Source organism: Enterovibrio norvegicus (genome assembly GCF_002876705.1).
GTDB classification, from domain to species: domain Bacteria; phylum Pseudomonadota; class Gammaproteobacteria; order Enterobacterales; family Vibrionaceae; genus Enterovibrio; species Enterovibrio norvegicus_B.
Genome location: NZ_MDAG01000057.1, coordinates 622,232 through 637,826 on the forward strand (window position 1 = coordinate 622,232; position 15,595 = coordinate 637,826).

The 15,595-nt window shown below is 47.1% G+C and carries 11 protein-coding genes and 2 tRNA genes; 4 read left to right on the forward strand and 9 right to left on the reverse strand.

The window, feature by feature from the left end; translation table 11 throughout:
• Positions 1 to 463: 463 nt before the first annotated feature.
• From BCT27_RS22105 to BCT27_RS22130, 6 genes are all read right to left on the reverse strand, one after another.
• Positions 464 to 1,189: a class GN sortase gene (locus BCT27_RS22105; RefSeq protein WP_102396779.1), complete on the reverse strand. Its 726-nt coding sequence runs from the start codon at positions 1,187 to 1,189 to the stop codon at positions 464 to 466.
• Positions 1,186 to 3,504 (reverse strand): marine proteobacterial sortase target protein, encoded by a 2,319-nt coding sequence (locus tag BCT27_RS22110; RefSeq protein ID WP_102396780.1) that lies wholly within the window; start codon positions 3,502 to 3,504, stop codon positions 1,186 to 1,188. The genes BCT27_RS22105 and BCT27_RS22110 overlap by 4 nt, the downstream gene beginning before the upstream one ends.
• A gap of 203 nt (positions 3,505 to 3,707) precedes the next feature.
• Positions 3,708 to 4,937 (reverse strand): RtcB family protein, encoded by a 1,230-nt coding sequence (locus BCT27_RS22115; RefSeq protein ID WP_277872033.1) that lies wholly within the window; start codon positions 4,935 to 4,937, stop codon positions 3,708 to 3,710.
• Between the two features lie 69 nt (positions 4,938 to 5,006).
• On the reverse strand, positions 5,007 to 6,164 hold the full coding sequence (locus BCT27_RS22120) for a slipin family protein (RefSeq protein WP_241908626.1): 1,158 nt from the start codon (positions 6,162 to 6,164) through the stop codon (positions 5,007 to 5,009).
• Positions 6,165 to 6,370: 206 nt separating this feature from the next.
• A tRNA-Cys gene (locus BCT27_RS22125) sits at positions 6,371 to 6,441 on the reverse strand.
• Positions 6,440 to 6,514, reverse strand: a tRNA-Leu gene (locus tag BCT27_RS22130). The genes BCT27_RS22125 and BCT27_RS22130 overlap by 2 nt, the downstream gene beginning before the upstream one ends.
• Before the next feature lie 322 nt (positions 6,515 to 6,836).
• Here BCT27_RS22130 and rtcR point away from each other — a divergent pair.
• Positions 6,837 to 8,432 carry an RNA repair transcriptional activator RtcR gene (gene rtcR / locus BCT27_RS22135; RefSeq protein ID WP_102396783.1) on the forward strand — a complete coding sequence of 532 codons (1,596 nt, stop codon included), beginning with the start codon at positions 6,837 to 6,839 and terminating at the stop codon, positions 8,430 to 8,432.
• Between the two features lie 305 nt (positions 8,433 to 8,737).
• Complete coding sequence (locus BCT27_RS22140; RefSeq protein WP_102396784.1) at positions 8,738 to 11,683, forward strand: M66 family metalloprotease; 2,946 nt, start codon at positions 8,738 to 8,740, stop codon at positions 11,681 to 11,683.
• Between the two features lie 143 nt (positions 11,684 to 11,826).
• Here the strand turns inward: BCT27_RS22140 and BCT27_RS22145 are convergent, their stop codons facing one another.
• Genes BCT27_RS22145 through matP form a run of 3 tightly spaced genes read right to left on the reverse strand, consistent with a single transcriptional unit; the run spans position 11,827 to position 12,974 of the window.
• Positions 11,827 to 12,228, reverse strand: coding sequence for a PPC domain-containing DNA-binding protein (locus BCT27_RS22145; protein WP_102396785.1), 402 nt, complete (start codon positions 12,226 to 12,228; stop codon positions 11,827 to 11,829).
• The gene (locus BCT27_RS22150; protein WP_017011046.1) at positions 12,225 to 12,515 is read right to left on the reverse strand and encodes a DUF3634 family protein; all 291 of its coding nucleotides are present in this window, start codon (positions 12,513 to 12,515) and stop codon (positions 12,225 to 12,227) included. Before BCT27_RS22150 ends, BCT27_RS22145 begins: the two co-directional genes overlap by 4 nt.
• Positions 12,516 to 12,524: 9 nt before the next feature.
• Entirely contained in the window at positions 12,525 to 12,974 is a 450-nt protein-coding gene (gene matP, locus BCT27_RS22155) for a macrodomain Ter protein MatP (RefSeq protein ID WP_102316515.1), read from the reverse strand.
• Between the two features lie 260 nt (positions 12,975 to 13,234).
• On the opposite strand from matP, the gene BCT27_RS22160 reads away from it, so the two are divergent.
• Both BCT27_RS22160 and fabA read left to right on the forward strand, forming a co-directional pair.
• Positions 13,235 to 14,938: an AAA family ATPase gene (locus BCT27_RS22160; protein ID WP_102396786.1), complete on the forward strand. Its 1,704-nt coding sequence runs from the start codon at positions 13,235 to 13,237 to the stop codon at positions 14,936 to 14,938.
• Between the two features lie 63 nt (positions 14,939 to 15,001).
• Positions 15,002 to 15,520 (forward strand): bifunctional 3-hydroxydecanoyl-ACP dehydratase/trans-2-decenoyl-ACP isomerase, encoded by a 519-nt coding sequence (gene fabA, locus BCT27_RS22165; RefSeq protein ID WP_017011043.1) that lies wholly within the window; start codon positions 15,002 to 15,004, stop codon positions 15,518 to 15,520.
• Positions 15,521 to 15,595: the final 75 nt, after the last annotated feature.

Here is a 15,595-nt window from a genome sequence, read left to right on the forward strand (position 1 = left end):
TTCAGCCCTCTTAGACCGCCAAAATCTGTAACTGAGTTGCCTCTCAATTGGAATGCTGTTGACCACTTTCTAACTATTACATGTCGACCATGCAGGCTCTCACTGTTGCACTAACCTTCTGATATGGCGTTATTAAACGTGAGTGACACGCTAAACATCGATACCCGTCACTCGCTTCAAACGCAATAAGGCACTGCATCAGTATTTCACTGCTTGAGAAAAGTTGCTCTTTGCCTGCTTTAACAATAACAACACTGCCTCAAAGCCTCCCTTCGGACGCTTATTAACTAAGCGTCCTTTTTTTTGTCATTCGTGTTTGAATTCATTGGTTTTGTCTCTGCGTAACCAATTGACGTTAGTTGAATCCTGGTGTTTTCTCTATAGGTAATTCCACTATTGGAGTGACTTAATTGAGGGTAATTTATAAGTTATAGTGCGTTACACTGTTATATTCTTATCTAGTCTATAACCAGTATCCTATTGAATTAACGCCGGAATATAACACATCACGGGTTATGTCCTGCAATGTTTCATCTTGTGTGGTCGAATGACTTTCTTCTTCCTTAGGGGTTGCTATCACCACGAATCTCAGGGGGCCATTTACCGTTAACGCATTGAATGGATAGCAGGTAATCAAGGTTAGACGGTCGTCCGGCGTATCTTGAATCCATTGCGTTTCTGATTCGTCGACAATGTTAAAATCACGAATCTGGTAAAAGCGCTGTTGCCCACCGCCGTCCTCAATCGCAATATCATCACCGATTTCAATCTGGCTTAAGCCCGCAAAGTGCGTGTCGTTGTGTCCATAGATCACCATGTTCCCTTGTTTGCCAGGCAAGGCGGTGTTCATTTGTAGCGTGGGCCCAAATGCCAAATTTCGCGCGCTTGCACCAGACAACACCCATTGAGGAGATTCACCATTGACGCCCATTTTCGCAATCGGGTATGTGTCGGCCCACGGCCAAGGGCGATGAACGCCCCCTGTTCGTTGTTGGCTCTCCCATGCATGGGCGATGAGTAATTGTGCCAACTCAGCCTTGGCTTGAATGTAAACACCGTGTCCAAACAGCGCGAGTCCCATCATAAATACTGAAAAGATCACGGCTTTGCGAAGGTTTATTTGGGCGAAGCAATTAACGCGTTGAAAGTAGTGACCATACGGTTTGACTCGCACCTTAAATACGCTCATGACAACGACTCCCACACCTCGCGATCTTGGCGCATTCGACCTGACCAGCACCATGCAAACACACTCAGCATGACGATAATGCCACCAAGCAGCATTGCCATCGTGCTTCCCAATCCGCTTTGTAGCATCACGCCATTTTGCCCATTCGCTGAATTCTGAGGCTTGTGTGGATTGATATTGAACGACGCGGCTTTTTCATCAAGAGGACGTGTTGGAGTTTGGTCAATCGCGATCAAACTGGTGTGCTTTGTCACGATGTGATGGTCTAGCCCCAACTGGGTAATGCGTTTCTCTTTTTGGTCAGCGCTCAAGGTTTGATCCAAGGTAACGCTTTCAATTTGTTGACGCGCCCACAACACATCAATGCCCGTTGCTTGCCCGGCGCCTACGTTTTCTAAATCAATGCTGTAGTGCCACTCTTGTTGATTGAGTTTTCCTGAAAGGTTTAATGTTTTTGCCTCTGACGGGATTTTGAAAGCTAACGTCAAGGGTTGATGCTTATACAGATCCGGCACTGGCGAAGGCCATGCATCAACAGGCGTGCCGTCTTGCCACGTCACTTTAATGTCTTGCATCACTGGGCTTGATAGTTTGTCGAAAAGCGGCTGTAAGGCACTGACCACTTGGTTGAGTTGGCCTATATGTGTAAAGGTGCCCTTTCCGCTGATCGCCGCGCGCTGCATGAAAGCACTGTTTGGCGCTGAGCCAATTCCCACAGTGAACAACCTTCTGTTTCCCAGCCCTTCTTGGATTAATGCATAGAGCTCCGCTTCGTTACCAATTGCACCGTCTGTGATGAAAACAATTTGGTTCGCGTAGTTTTCTTTTGGCGCATATTCGTAAGCAAGCTCAATGGCGGCAGCCATTTCCGTGCCACCGTCGGCTTTGAGTGATTCAACAACAGAAATGGTTTCCCCGATATTTTTAAGTGAGGCGATGAGTGGTGTGTCTGACAAGTATGCTGTTTCATCATTAAAGATGATCAGATTGAAATAATCGTTGGCATCAAGACGGTTTAAGGCATAGATAACCGCCTCTTTTGCCTGTTCCATTGCGTCTCCAAACATGGAACCTGATACGTCTAGAACAAAGGTAATGTTCTGCGGAATGCTGGTTCTTTCATTCGTTTGCGGCGGCATGGCCATCAGCAATCCATAACGCGTTTCACTTTCGAGTTCGACGCTTGAATTTGCGCTGGTTTCCATTGCTGTATCTTGCACAAACATGGCGGCAACAGGGCTAAAGCCGGCAGTTGGACGCCACGTCAATTCGAAATCTTTATTGGCGAGTTCCATTTGACTGAGCGTGACGGCATAGCGCGTCAGGGAGATTTGTTGAACGTTGATCGCCGCGGATGGGCTTTCGACGGCATCCAACTCAAGCCCTGTGTTCAAATCTATACTCAGCGTAAATTGAATGTCACCATCAATCAGCGGATCACGGTATTCAGGGGTGATTTCGTTGGCATCCGGTACTTGAGGTGTGGCGACCGCCCAGCCATTGTGCATTTGCGCTAAAACAGGCGTTTCTTGCGAAACAGAATCACTTGATGATATCGCCGTTGCAGCATTCTCTGGTGAAGTTGCTTCCTCATTGGTGCCGACAACATTCTCTGCATGAACAAGGGCATTTGCACTGTCACTCTTAATCGCTTTCTCTGCAGGACTAAGCTGACCAACAGAAGGCACTGGTAAACCAGGGATGTATTTTTGCGTAAAGGTGGTCGGGAAACGGAGGCTAAACTCCCCGTCTTCATACTTCACGGTTTCTTGGTATTCAATTTCAACAATAATGGTTTCTTCTGGTGCAACATTCGCTATCTGTGTCGAAAACAGGTTCGAGCGATGTTGCTCAACCAACGAGGTTTTCTTTCCCTCTGCTGCGGCTTTGTTAAAGGCCTCTCGGGCTTTTTGTTTTGGTTGGATTTCGCCAACGATGATGCGCTCACCCACACGAATAGTCAGTCGATCTACCGCTGCGTTTTGTGGCAATGGGAAAAGATACCGCGCATTCACCCAACTGTCTGTCGGGTTGGTGAACGTCTGCGTCACGGTAACGCGATTAATCAACCCATTCACTTCCATGTCAGCATCGGTTGAAAACTGTGGGGCTTCGCTCCATAGATTCTGATGGCTGTTCACCATTTGAAGAAATAGCCCGCCTTCTTGCTCATTGGCCAAGGTAACAAAAGGTGTAGCGATAAACAGCAGCAGCGCCAATGTCCACAGCTTAAATTGACGTTTGGTGTCGACAGCATTTTCACTGTCATTATTGGACTCTAAACCTGATGGTTTGACGTTGGGTAAGCATGCCATTGCTTCGTCCTCTCTGTGTTTTGAATGGCATCATTACATCAAATCATTCTGTCTGTTCTGGGGTTCAATTATGGCTAATTCAGACCAATTATGGCGAAATTGTGGCAAGCTCACACATATAAGTTATAGTGCGTTAAGGGTGTATTTAAATAATGAATAGCACTGCGAAGACACGCGCTTTCTCAACGCGCGCATCCACCACTTTAGCCTTTAACACAAACTACTTGTTTCAGTGTATGAACAACTTCCACCAAGTCTTTTTGGGCTTCCATGACCTTATCAATGTCTTTGTAAGCATGAGGGATTTCATCAATGACCGATGCATCCTTTCGGCACTCAACGCCTTCTGTCGCGGCAATCTGATCGGAAATGTCATACACCTTCTTAGCTTGAGTACGCGACATGATTCGCCCTGCGCCATGACTGCAACTGTTGAAGCTGTCAGGATTTCCCAACCCTCGCACGATGAAAGAACGCGCCCCCATGCTACCTGGAATAATACCGAGTTCGCCTTTTTCTGCCCGTACCGCCCCTTTACGCGTCACATAGCAGGCTTTGCCAAAATGCTGCTCACGGGAAATGTAATTGTGGTGACAATTAACGGCAACATCTACAGTCTCAAAGGTCATCGGTATCTGCTTTTTAAGTGCAGAGATCGCATTGATCATCATGATTTCACGGTTTTTCGCGGCGAAATCCTGTGCCCACTCTACTGCTTCGACATAGTCATTGAAGTACTCACTGCCATCTTCCAAGTAAGCGAGATCTTTGTCTGGCAGATTGATTTGATGACGTTCCATTTCTTTGCGCGCCAAATCAATAAAATACGTACCAATACGATGTCCAACACCACGACTGCCGGAATGCAGCATGATCCAAACCGAATCGTTTTCATCGAGGCACAACTCCAAGAAGTGGTTCCCCGTTCCCATGGTTCCTAGGTGTTTAACATGATTACTTTTTCGGATCGCTGGGTGTTTATGGCAAATGGCCTCAAAACGCACCTCCAGTTTCTTCCATTCTTGCGCCACGATGTCGGGCACGTTGTGCCATGCACCTCTGTCAGTTTTTCCTCTGCTCAAGCTGCGACCGTGAGGAATCGCGGATTCAAATGCATGTCGGATATCTCTGAGGTTATCGGGAAGTTGTGACGCCACCAGCGACGTTTTTGTCGCGAGCATCCCACAACCAATATCCACGCCAACTGCCGCAGGAATCACAGCATTCACAGAAGGAATCACACTGCCGATGGTTGCCCCCATGCCTAGGTGCACATCGGGCATGACGGCAATATGCGAATGCACAATATTCATGCTGGCAATGTTATCGAGCTGTGCGCGTGCTTTATCTTCAAACGTGACACCTTTGGTCCACGCTTTGATCGTTGTTTTATCGTCTTGCTTAATTTCTATGTAGTTCTCAGTACACATCATGATTTCCCTATTCAGTTCGCGCTTCTTTCTTTTCGGTGCTCTTTGTTTAAGCAGAAAGAAGCCCAATATTTACGTTATTCTTACGACGCCTTGCATCAAGCCATCTAACCCGCCGTACACCGTCAGGCTGTCAATTTTCTCAGCGACTTTTTCCAGCGCTTCTAGCTCTTTGAGACGCATTAACGTTGGGTTGTTTTCCATCACTTTGGCCGTGTTGTGCAAGCTTCGGGTTGCCGCGGTTTCTTCTCGACGCTTTATCACGTTCGCTTCGGCAGATTTCTGCGCTTCCACCACTTGGTTCAAGATCCCTTTGATATCGCCCGGCAGAATAATGTCTTTCATGCCCACATTTCCCAGCGCGACGCCAATATCAGCAAGTTGTTCTGTCACCAGTTCTTTCACTGTTTCGCCGACGTAGAGTTTATCCAGCAGAAGATCATCCAATGTCTTGGTGCCAATGGCTTCCCGAAGCGCAAGCTGAAGCAGCTTATACACATAGTCTTCGAGCTTCTCGACGTTACACGCAGCCGTTTTCGCATCAATAACGCGTATGCTCGCCGTTAAGTTAATCCGCAAGCTCACACGATCTTTCGTCATGATTTCTTGCCCGGCGATCTCTAAAATTTGAGTACGCGTATCGAACGTCTTAAGCGTCACGTCGCGATTGAACTGCCAATAGCCGTATTGCCCCGGCTCGAGTGTTTCCACCAGCTTGCCATCCACATAGAGCAATCCAACATGGTTATTCTTCACCACGGCATTCATGATCGGCTTGATCGCGATTGTCTCTGCACTTCGAATCAGTCTTGAGGCGGTATTTGCGCCCGCCTTGTTCACGAGGAACAAGGTTTGTTCGGCGAGTTGCAGTTGCGTGCTAATGTCGATTCGCTCAACACGAATATTACCTGCTTCTTTCCATAGAAAGAGCCGCTCGCCCGGCGCAACCACGCCTCTGAGCATGTCATTCACAAATAATAAGCCCACTTCCGTGTCGTCCAGCTTTTCATGCGTGATCTGGTCACGCAACGCAGCATTGCTTTGATACAAGCGCTCACCACTTACTGGGGAGAAATACAGCGAATCAATGTCAAAGATTTGAAAGCTAACCTCATCGGAAATATCCCATACCTTATGGGTACCCGGCATGAGCACATCCTTAAGTTGTTGGTTCTTGAATACCAGTGCGCGCTCATTTTCTGCAATTTTAATGGTTTTTCTAAACATCATTTTCTTCCTTAAAGTACCGTGCTAAATCATTCGTCTAATCACGAGCAATTTTGCCAAGGTGTTGAGCATAAAAAGGACAAACATGCCGTTCAGGGGCAAACCAAACTTGTGCCTCAGGTGGCGTCCTGCCTGCTGAATCACGCTGTTTCATTTGCATCTGACTGGCAGTGGCCAGCCCGTTTTACGCCGTGGTTCGATACATAAAGTTATTGGACGGGAATTGAACCCGCGACAAACGAAATTGCTTTCGCCGCTCTACCAACTGAGCTACCAATTGGGTACTAGAGTAGGAATCGAACCTACGCACACAAAACTTGGTTTCGTCGCTCTACCCCTGAGCTATCTAGTCAATAAGGGAATCGAACCCATAACAGTGGAAACTGTCCCTCTCCTGAGGTGTGTGATCGGAATACACAGTCACAGTGTGATGTGCACCAGCGTGAGCGTTTGAGTCACCACCGCTAATCACAGACTCAGTATTCCAAGTTGCATGCCAAAAACGGTTAAAGGCGAAGAAATACTTTTATGTCTCTGTTTATTCGTACTTTAAAAACGCAAAAACAAAAAAGAGTGCTGCTTACCCTTCAAAAATAAACACACGATTTGATTAGTACGGATATGCCTTCTATCCATATAGATAGGATTGAATGACAGGCGAAGGGAATAGATAGAATGAAGACGATTGCGCTGAGCTTACTGGGGACGCAGTTAGACAGAATTGGGAAACACGTTGATCGTCTCCACCGTTGGCGACCGAATGTGAGCCTTGTCAGCCAAGAAGCGTTACCGATAGATGAAGTGTACTTGCTTCATGACAATCACAACCTGCGTCTTGCCAAAACTGTCGCATCAGACATTAAAGCGGTGTCGAGTGATACTCAAGTGCATGTGTGCGAAATGAACTTCCATGACCCATGGGATTTCGAAGAGGTTTACGCCAAGCTCTACGATTTCTGTGAATCGATGGATTTTGATATCGAGAACAATGAGTATCTTTTCCACATTACGACGGGCACGCACGTCGCGCAGATCTGTAGCTATCTCTTAACGGAAAGTCGTCATTTCCCCGGTAAGCTCATTCAAACCGCCCCTGACAACAGTAAGGAAGACAAATCCATAGGTCGTGTGCAACTCATTGATCTGGATTTATCGCGTTATGACCAACTCGCCACGCGCTTTGATAACGCGAGCCTGCAAGGCGAAACCTTTCTCAAGTCGGGCATCGAAACCAAGAATACCGCCTTTAATCAGCTTATTACTCAGATTGAGAAAGTGGCCATCCGTTCCACCGCCCCTATTCTTCTCACTGGCCCGACAGGCGCAGGGAAAAGTCAGCTCGCTCAACGTATTTATCAGCTCAAGAAAATGCGCTCGATGTTGAAAGGACAACTCGTTGTGGTGAACTGTGCGACGTTGAAAGGCATGAATGCAATGGCTGCCTTGTTTGGGCATACCAAGGGCGCATTCACTGGCGCATCGTCAGCGCGTGACGGTTTCTTAATGGGGGCTAACAATGGGTTATTGTTTCTCGATGAAATTGGTGAACTGGGTTTGGAAGAACAAGCCATGCTGTTACATGCTATCGAGTATAAACGCTTCCACCCTGTAGGCAGTGACAACGAAACCCAAAGTGATTTCCAACTGATTGCCGGTACCAATCGCGATCTGAAAGCCATGGTTGAACGTGGCGAATTTCGTAATGACTTACTGGCGCGCATTAACCTTTGGACGTATCAACTCCCCGCTTTAAAAGACAGAAAAGAAGATCTAGACGCTAACCTTGAATATGAGCTGCGATCTTTCTCTGAAAACCACGGACACCGGATCAGATTCAACAAGGAAGCGAGAAATGCCTTTCTCCAATTTGCCCATTCAAGCAAGGCGACGTGGCAAGGTAACTTCCGCGACCTGAGTTCTGCCATTACACGTTTAGGCACATTGGCGGACTCTTCTCGGATTTCTGTCGAAGACGTGAATGACGAAGTGCAACGACTCACAGCGTCTTGGTCACCAAGCGATACACCGTCATTGGCCACTTCCTCCTTAAACGTGCTGAGGGATGACGTGCTCATGGATCTTGATGATTTCGATAAGCACCAGTTGCAGTTCGTCCTCGATATTTGCGCACGGCATGATTCGATGGCAGCTGCTGGACGAGAATTGTTTAACGTTAGCCGAACGAAAAAAACACAAGCCAATGATTCCTCAAGGCTTCAAAAATACTTGGCCAAGTTCGGTCTAAACTGGAAAGCTCTGAAAAACGGCTAGTGAATGAAAAATTCGTCTGTGATGAAGTGCTAGACGCTGTCTCTTTGGGCGCTTCATTCATCAAATTGGCTGGTTATGCATATTATTTTGTACTCACCCCGAAGATTCTCTCACTTTAATGCGTAAACAATCATTAATATGAATAACCCAAATTAGTGATTATTAATCATAACATTAGATAAGATCACTCACGGTTTTATCTACGCAACTGTAAATACATTCGCATGTCCAATCATTGATGCAAACAACACTACTACACATGAATATATTAATGAGCCACTTAACTCTCATAAGGCTCATCAATCATGGGAAAACGCTCCTTTCACCGAACAACGCTTTCAACGAGCTTAGCCTTCGCACTCGCTTTTGCCTCTCCGTACTCTTTGGCTGACACGGCCACTAGCTCAGTCGCGACATTCAACAACAACTTTTTTAACGACTTGGATGGTGCATTGCCTGGCTATGTCATGTTTGCGCAGCATGCCATTATTCCTGCTAAACAACACATTCAAGGCGACACGCAACCTCACCTCACTGGTGCACGTAAAACCTTGGTGATGATTAAGCTATCTCAACACGATAGAAACAACGCGGATCAAGTGCGTGTGTCTGTGTTTGATAAAGACAACACATTGAAAGCACAGTTTGACATGGCATCTCCAGACGCACTTCCTAGCATCGCTGGAAGTGGGCTTTCTGAAGGGCTAAACGCTGGTGACTTTGTGGTACCAAACGCTTATGACCGATCATTTTCAGGCACAAGCACCCTTAAGAAGTTTGAAGACGCCTCATTCTTCACTGCACAATTAGCGCAGTTTAAGGCCATTCAGCTTAAAACAGCCGATGGTGCATGGGTCGACACATTCACACTGCCCGACGCAAACGTGGCTGATGGCCGCACTGTCGTTGTGTCCTCTGATGCTGGCTACCGTTCTACGGTGAAGTATTCGGGTAAACGCTTATCCGTTAATCGTGGCGATACGCGCGTTTTTCGTTACTTAAATGGAAGCTGGTTCAGCGATGTAGACGCGAATGCTGGTCGAGTGAAATACGGTGATTTTTGGTCAGTGGCCTTGGAGGCGAAATTCATCGAGCCCGGTGTTTCCTTTACGTTTACTGCCAATGGCAAGCAAGGCACATTAAACGGTGTGAACGTCGGCGCGCCGACTCAGGTTTTTCTTAACACAATCGATGTGGGTATGTTGACGCCTAATCGCGATCAATTCGAGATGCAAACGCAGCCTGAGTTGATTCGCGAGTATTTCCAAACATTGCCCACCAGCAAGCTTATCGTTAACAATTTCACACCACTGCACTTTAAAGAAGTCATGATGCCTGATGGCACACTGCTAACAGATTTCGCCCCTGATACTGGCGGCGTGCACAAAGGCAGCATGCGCGAAACCATTGGGAAGCGCTTAATGTCGCTCGGCATCAATAACGCCAACTACGGCATTCATTCATCCGCCCCCGGAGGAAGCCACCCTTACGCTACCGCACAAATCAGCGCACATAACACACTAGGGCGTTATGAAAACGGTGTCGTGGTGCATGGTCTTTCTGGCGGTGCTGGCATCGTGACACTGCTAAACAGTAAAGGGAACGAATTCAGCCATGAGCTCGGCCATAACTATGGGATGGGCCACTATCCGGGCGGCTTTAATGGTTCAGTTCACCGTCCTCCAAATGCTGTGAACTCTACATGGGGCTGGGACGCAGATACCAATACGTTCATTCCAAATTTTTCACGAGTGAAGACGGACAAAGCAACGTGCCTTAACGATCAATGCCAAGAGGCATTTGAAGGCTTTGCATTCAATAAGGATGCGATGGCTGGCGGTGGGATCTACGATGCGACCTATAACAATTACACGCTCCATACACCGTATACTGCGCAGCGTATTCAGCGCTTTCTCGAAAACAAAGCCGTATTTGATACGTCGTCGCCAACGGGCTTTTCAACGTGGAATAACAAAACCCAAGCGATGGAAGCGTGGACACTAAAGGTCGACAATGCAACCACTGCAACTGCGGGTCCTTCTCAGGTGTCGAAAGCAAGCTTAACCGCCCTGTTATCGACGAACACGCTGATCAATATTTCATTTAGCAACGGCGATTGGACGCGCGATATTTATCTGCCCAATGCGAAGCGCTCGAATACCGGCAAAGTGATCAGTATCTCGCACCGTGCGGGCTATACCTCTAGCGTGCATGTGAACAATACTGTTGAAACCATTCAAAACGGCAATACATGGCACTATGTTTCGAATGGAAAGACTTGGAACCGCACAAATAAGCCAGACTTGAGTGTTGCTCGCATCCCCAAAAAGCAAGGCATACCTGTTACGACGCTCTTTGGTTACTACGATCCCGAGAACAAATTGCAAAGTTACATCTACCCGGCCACGCATGGGGCCTATGGCATGACTTACGCCCAAGATGGTGCGAAGTCTACGTGTCAGTTAGTCGTTGAAACACGCAAAAAAGGTACCCGACACTTTGCGCTTGCAGACAAACGTTTCTCTGCAAATCAAATGAACCAGTTCAATGTGAATATTCAACGCGCCTTTGGTGTAACAAGGGCCGAAGTGCGGTGTCATGGACGCACTCTTTCCACGCGACAAATAGACGCTTCAACGGTGAAGCCGACCGTAACAACCATCGGAGGTGACAACGTCACCAAACCAAAAGGCTGTATCGTGAGTCTGTCATCAGGCGCTAGGTATTGTTTGCCGGTAGGGAAAAGTGCGGGTTATTCATTGCCAAGCTGGATTAAACGCCATGAGGTATATGTTCAATCAGAGCCAGGATCGAAAGTCGTGTTGTCTGATTACGAGAACCTCTCCTACGGCCGCATTGCAGCATTTGAAGGAACGGTTGAAAACCACAAACTCACAAATGTGCTTGCACAAAGTGGCGATTACGTCGATTTCTCAGCACCACGTTCTATGCGTGTTGAAAAAAGCGCGACCCCGCTTGGCTGCATTGTGAGCTTAGAAACCCGTGAGCAATACTGCCTAGCCGCCAATCAGCGTTCTGGTTATGCACTTCCAAGCTGGATCAGAAAACACGAGGTGTATGTCTATGCCGACGAAGGCGTGAAGGTTCGTTTAGGCGATTGGCCAAACTTGTCTTACCACCGAACGGCGACCTTTAGCCAAAGCATGACAAATGAAGAACTTAAATCGGTAAAAGCACGAAATGGACAGTATCTTGATTTCTCAAGGCCGCAATCCATGGAAGTGAAATAACGCACTACTCCGTGTTAAGTCACTGACTGGGTAAACAACAACCCAAGCTAAAACGAAAATGGGCGCGTAATGCGCCCTTTTTTATTTATTACAGCTATTTAGCACACAGCGCATGCCTACAAAAGTGATATCAGCGGCAATGACTAGCTAACGACTAACTCGGTGTACCCCGTGTCATCATCATACTCTCGCGTAAACGCCATGGCAGGAAAAGAAAGTAAGCATACTTCTGCCGTATGGCTGACGATACTGCCTTCCATCAAATGCCCACCTATCATTTTCCCCTCACTATCTGCAGCAGATAGATGAAGATGCACATGTTCAGGTGTCAACGTGCCAGACACGGCGATGATTTCATACGCGCCATCCAGTGTGACAACAGAGCGACCGTCAGCTAAGCGTAACGAGAGCCTTGATAAACAACCCACAACAGAGGCGATACAACCGGCCTGAATATTGTTGGATTGCACAGATGCGAGAACGGATTGTTTTAGATCAGCCCCTCGCGTTAAGCGAAAGGCTATCGGAGATACTTGTGAATTCATTTGAAAGATTTATGCGGGAAAACATTGCGGATGCGCTGTTGAACTTTGCTATCAATCCCTTTGGAGAGAACCAATTTGGCGGGTTTGAAACGATTTCTATACACTTTCACCGTTCCCGTGAACGGCGTGCGTTTACAGATCTCAGCACAGTCATGCAGAAAGCCGTGCGGGACTTTACCCTTTGTTTTCGTCACCTCGCCATCTTTAAAGCGAATATAAACAATGGGACGATCGACCGCGATAAACGCAAACAAAGCAATGAAGCTAACGGCTAAGAAATACTCCATGATCTCACCTTACATATCTAACAAGCTACTCAAGTCTTTCTTGAGCGCATCTACCTTTTTATTGGCGTTTTGAGAACGGTTAGCTTCACCTAACAAGTATTCAATCGTGTCAGACAATGTCGCATCTAAGTCTTGCGCCTTCATGGACAGCTTTTCCCAAACACGAAAATCAAGATCGATTGATTTCTTGCGTGTGTGTTCTTGTTCAGCATTAAAGTGACGCTTACGCTTCGCACGAATGGCTTGCTTCAGTTTGTTATCAAGATCAGGAGACATGTGTTCAGTGATCCATTCGATCACTTTTGTTGGCTCATGTTCTATTGACATCAAGCTGTTAACAGCGGCTTGCGCCTCGCTCGTATCGATATATCGCGTAACGTTGGCCCCTTCTTTATGCTTTTTGACCACATAGGCCCACTTCCATCCAGCTTCGAGGTTTTCAAGTTGTTGATATTTCATATTCTTAGTATGTTTTTAGTTGAGAGCAATAAAAGACATTAATACAGTGACAGCGTAACAGTAGATTATTTTTTAATCAAACTCATCTTGGCTTATCCCTTTGATTTCGGCGATATCATTTTCAAACTCGTGACGTTCAGCAACTTATTTCGCCGAACGTCGCGATAACCGTGTATCAAGGGATGATCTTATCTACTTTGCTGGGTCTTCTTCCTTTATACTCTCGGTAAATAACACACCAAGAGTTGAATCCCAGACGTATGCAAGAAGTTACCTGGCAGTCCGTAGTTCCCCAGTTTTCGAATGTTGAACAACAGATTGAAAACTACTCAGCCTTAACCGCAATGACCCCTTGTGCGTTGCAACCAAGGTTAACAAACAGCATTCAGCGTCTTGTGCATGAAGTGCACTTTCCACGTTTGCTGCTCGTCACGGCGCCAGATGTCCATGACTACCTTTCCATTGTGAAAGATATCGTGGTCAACAAACTCCCATCGACTGATATGCCAGTGGTTGTCGCTGAGAATTTCGATGAAACTCAATTGTTTGGCGCAGTGTATCCCACCAACGAAGATGTGACAATGTCACGGAGCGTTGAAGGGCTGCTTCACAAAGCAAATGGCGGTGTACTTCTCATTTCTCTAACAGGCGTCATCAGCCAACCCAATATCTGGAGCCGCCTCAAGCACGTATTGTGCACCGGCAACCTACCTTGGAAAAGCGCAAAGCCAGACACTTATTGCGAACTGCCTAACCCATCAGAATTATCAGTACGCCTGATTGTTATCGGTGACCGCTCATTGATGAATGATTTCGAAGATGGTGAGCCAGAACTGCATGGTTTAGGCATCTATACCGAATACGAACCCGACATGCTGCTTACGCCAGAGAGCGTCGACGATTACCTTTCTGTGTTAAAAGGCTTTCAATCTTCCTATGGGGTAAAACCTCTGACATCTGGCGCAGTAAAACGCGTGATGCAAGCAGGCGTGCGCTTTACGGAAGACCAAGACCGCATGCCACTGTGCCCGCTATGGATTCAGTCACTGCTTCGTGAAGCCGATTACCAAGCTAAAGGTGACAGCGTCACTGAAGACGATGTACAAAAAGCCATTAGCGAGAAATACTACCGTGAATCTTACCTGCCGCTTCGCGCCGTAGACGACATCCATAAAGGCCAAGTCTTCATTGATACCCGTGGTGAGCACATTGGTCAGGTTAATGGCTTAACCGTTGTTGAAATGCCAGGACACCCGATGGCGTATGGCGAACCGGCACGTATCTCTTGTGTGGTTCACTTTGGTGATGGCGACATCTCCGACGTAGAACGCAAAGTCGATTTGGCAGGCAACATTCACGCCAAAGGTATGATGATCATGCAAGCCTTCGTCAGCGCAGCGCTTGATCTTGATGAGCCTCTACCTTACGCCGCCTCTATCGTGTTTGAGCAATCTTATTGTGAAGTCGATGGTGACAGCGCCTCTCTTGCCGAGCTATGTGCATTTGTCAGTGCGTTGGCTCAACAACCTATCAACCAAAGTATTGCCATTACAGGTGCCGTTGATCAGTTTGGCCGAGTGCAGGCTGTTGGTGGGATCAATGAGAAAATTGAAGGCTTCTACCACATTTGTGAAAACCGTGGCCTAACCGGTTCTCAAGGCGTGATTTTGCCGAAAACGAACCTCAACGCTTTGTGCCTAAGTAACGACGTGGCAACGGCTATTCGCGAAGGCCAATTCCACCTTTGGGCGATTGAAGATGTTGAAGAGGCATTTCCGCTCATTACTGGACTTCGCTTCAGTGGCGACAATGAACAGCCAGAAGAAAAACGTGCTCAAGAAGAACAGGAAGAACAAGAAGAGACCCTGTTAGACAAAATAGCAGAGCGTATTGAGGCGTTTCACCACGGTGAGCATCGTCACATATCACTAATTTCTAAGCTTAAAAGCTGGCTCCTTCACTGATCCGAGTTGTTTAGCGTACACGTGTACGCTAAAGTGCCACTATCTTTTCGAAGGAACAGTATAATGCAAATGAAACGCCATTCTTACACTAGGGAAGACCTGCTAGCTTCAAGCCAAGGTGAACTTTTTGGCCCAGGTCGCCCACAGTTGCCAGCGCCAAACATGTTAATGATGGATCGTATTGCCAACATCACTGACGAAGGCGGTGACTTTGGTAAAGGTTTCATCGTCGCTGAGTTAGATATCAGCCCTGATTTGTGGTTCTTTGATTGTCACTTCCCTGGCGACCCAGTCATGCCTGGTTGTTTGGGACTTGACGCAATGTGGCAGCTTGTTGGTTTCTTCCTTGGTTGGATGGGCGGCGAAGGTAAAGGCCGTGCATTGGGTGTTGGCGAAGTGAAATTCACTGGCCAAGTTCTTCCTACCGCGAAGAAAGTGACCTACGAAATCCAAATGAAGCGCGTTATCAACCGTAAGCTGGTTATGGGCGTTGCTGATGGTCGCGTATTGGTAGACGGTAAAGAAATCTACGTAGCAAAAGACCTGAAGGTCGGCCTTTTCCAAGATACTTCTTCTTTCTAAGCCGACATCATCATGTTTTCAAAAACCGCCCTTGTGGCGGTTTTTTTATTGGCGTGAGATACGAGATACGAGATA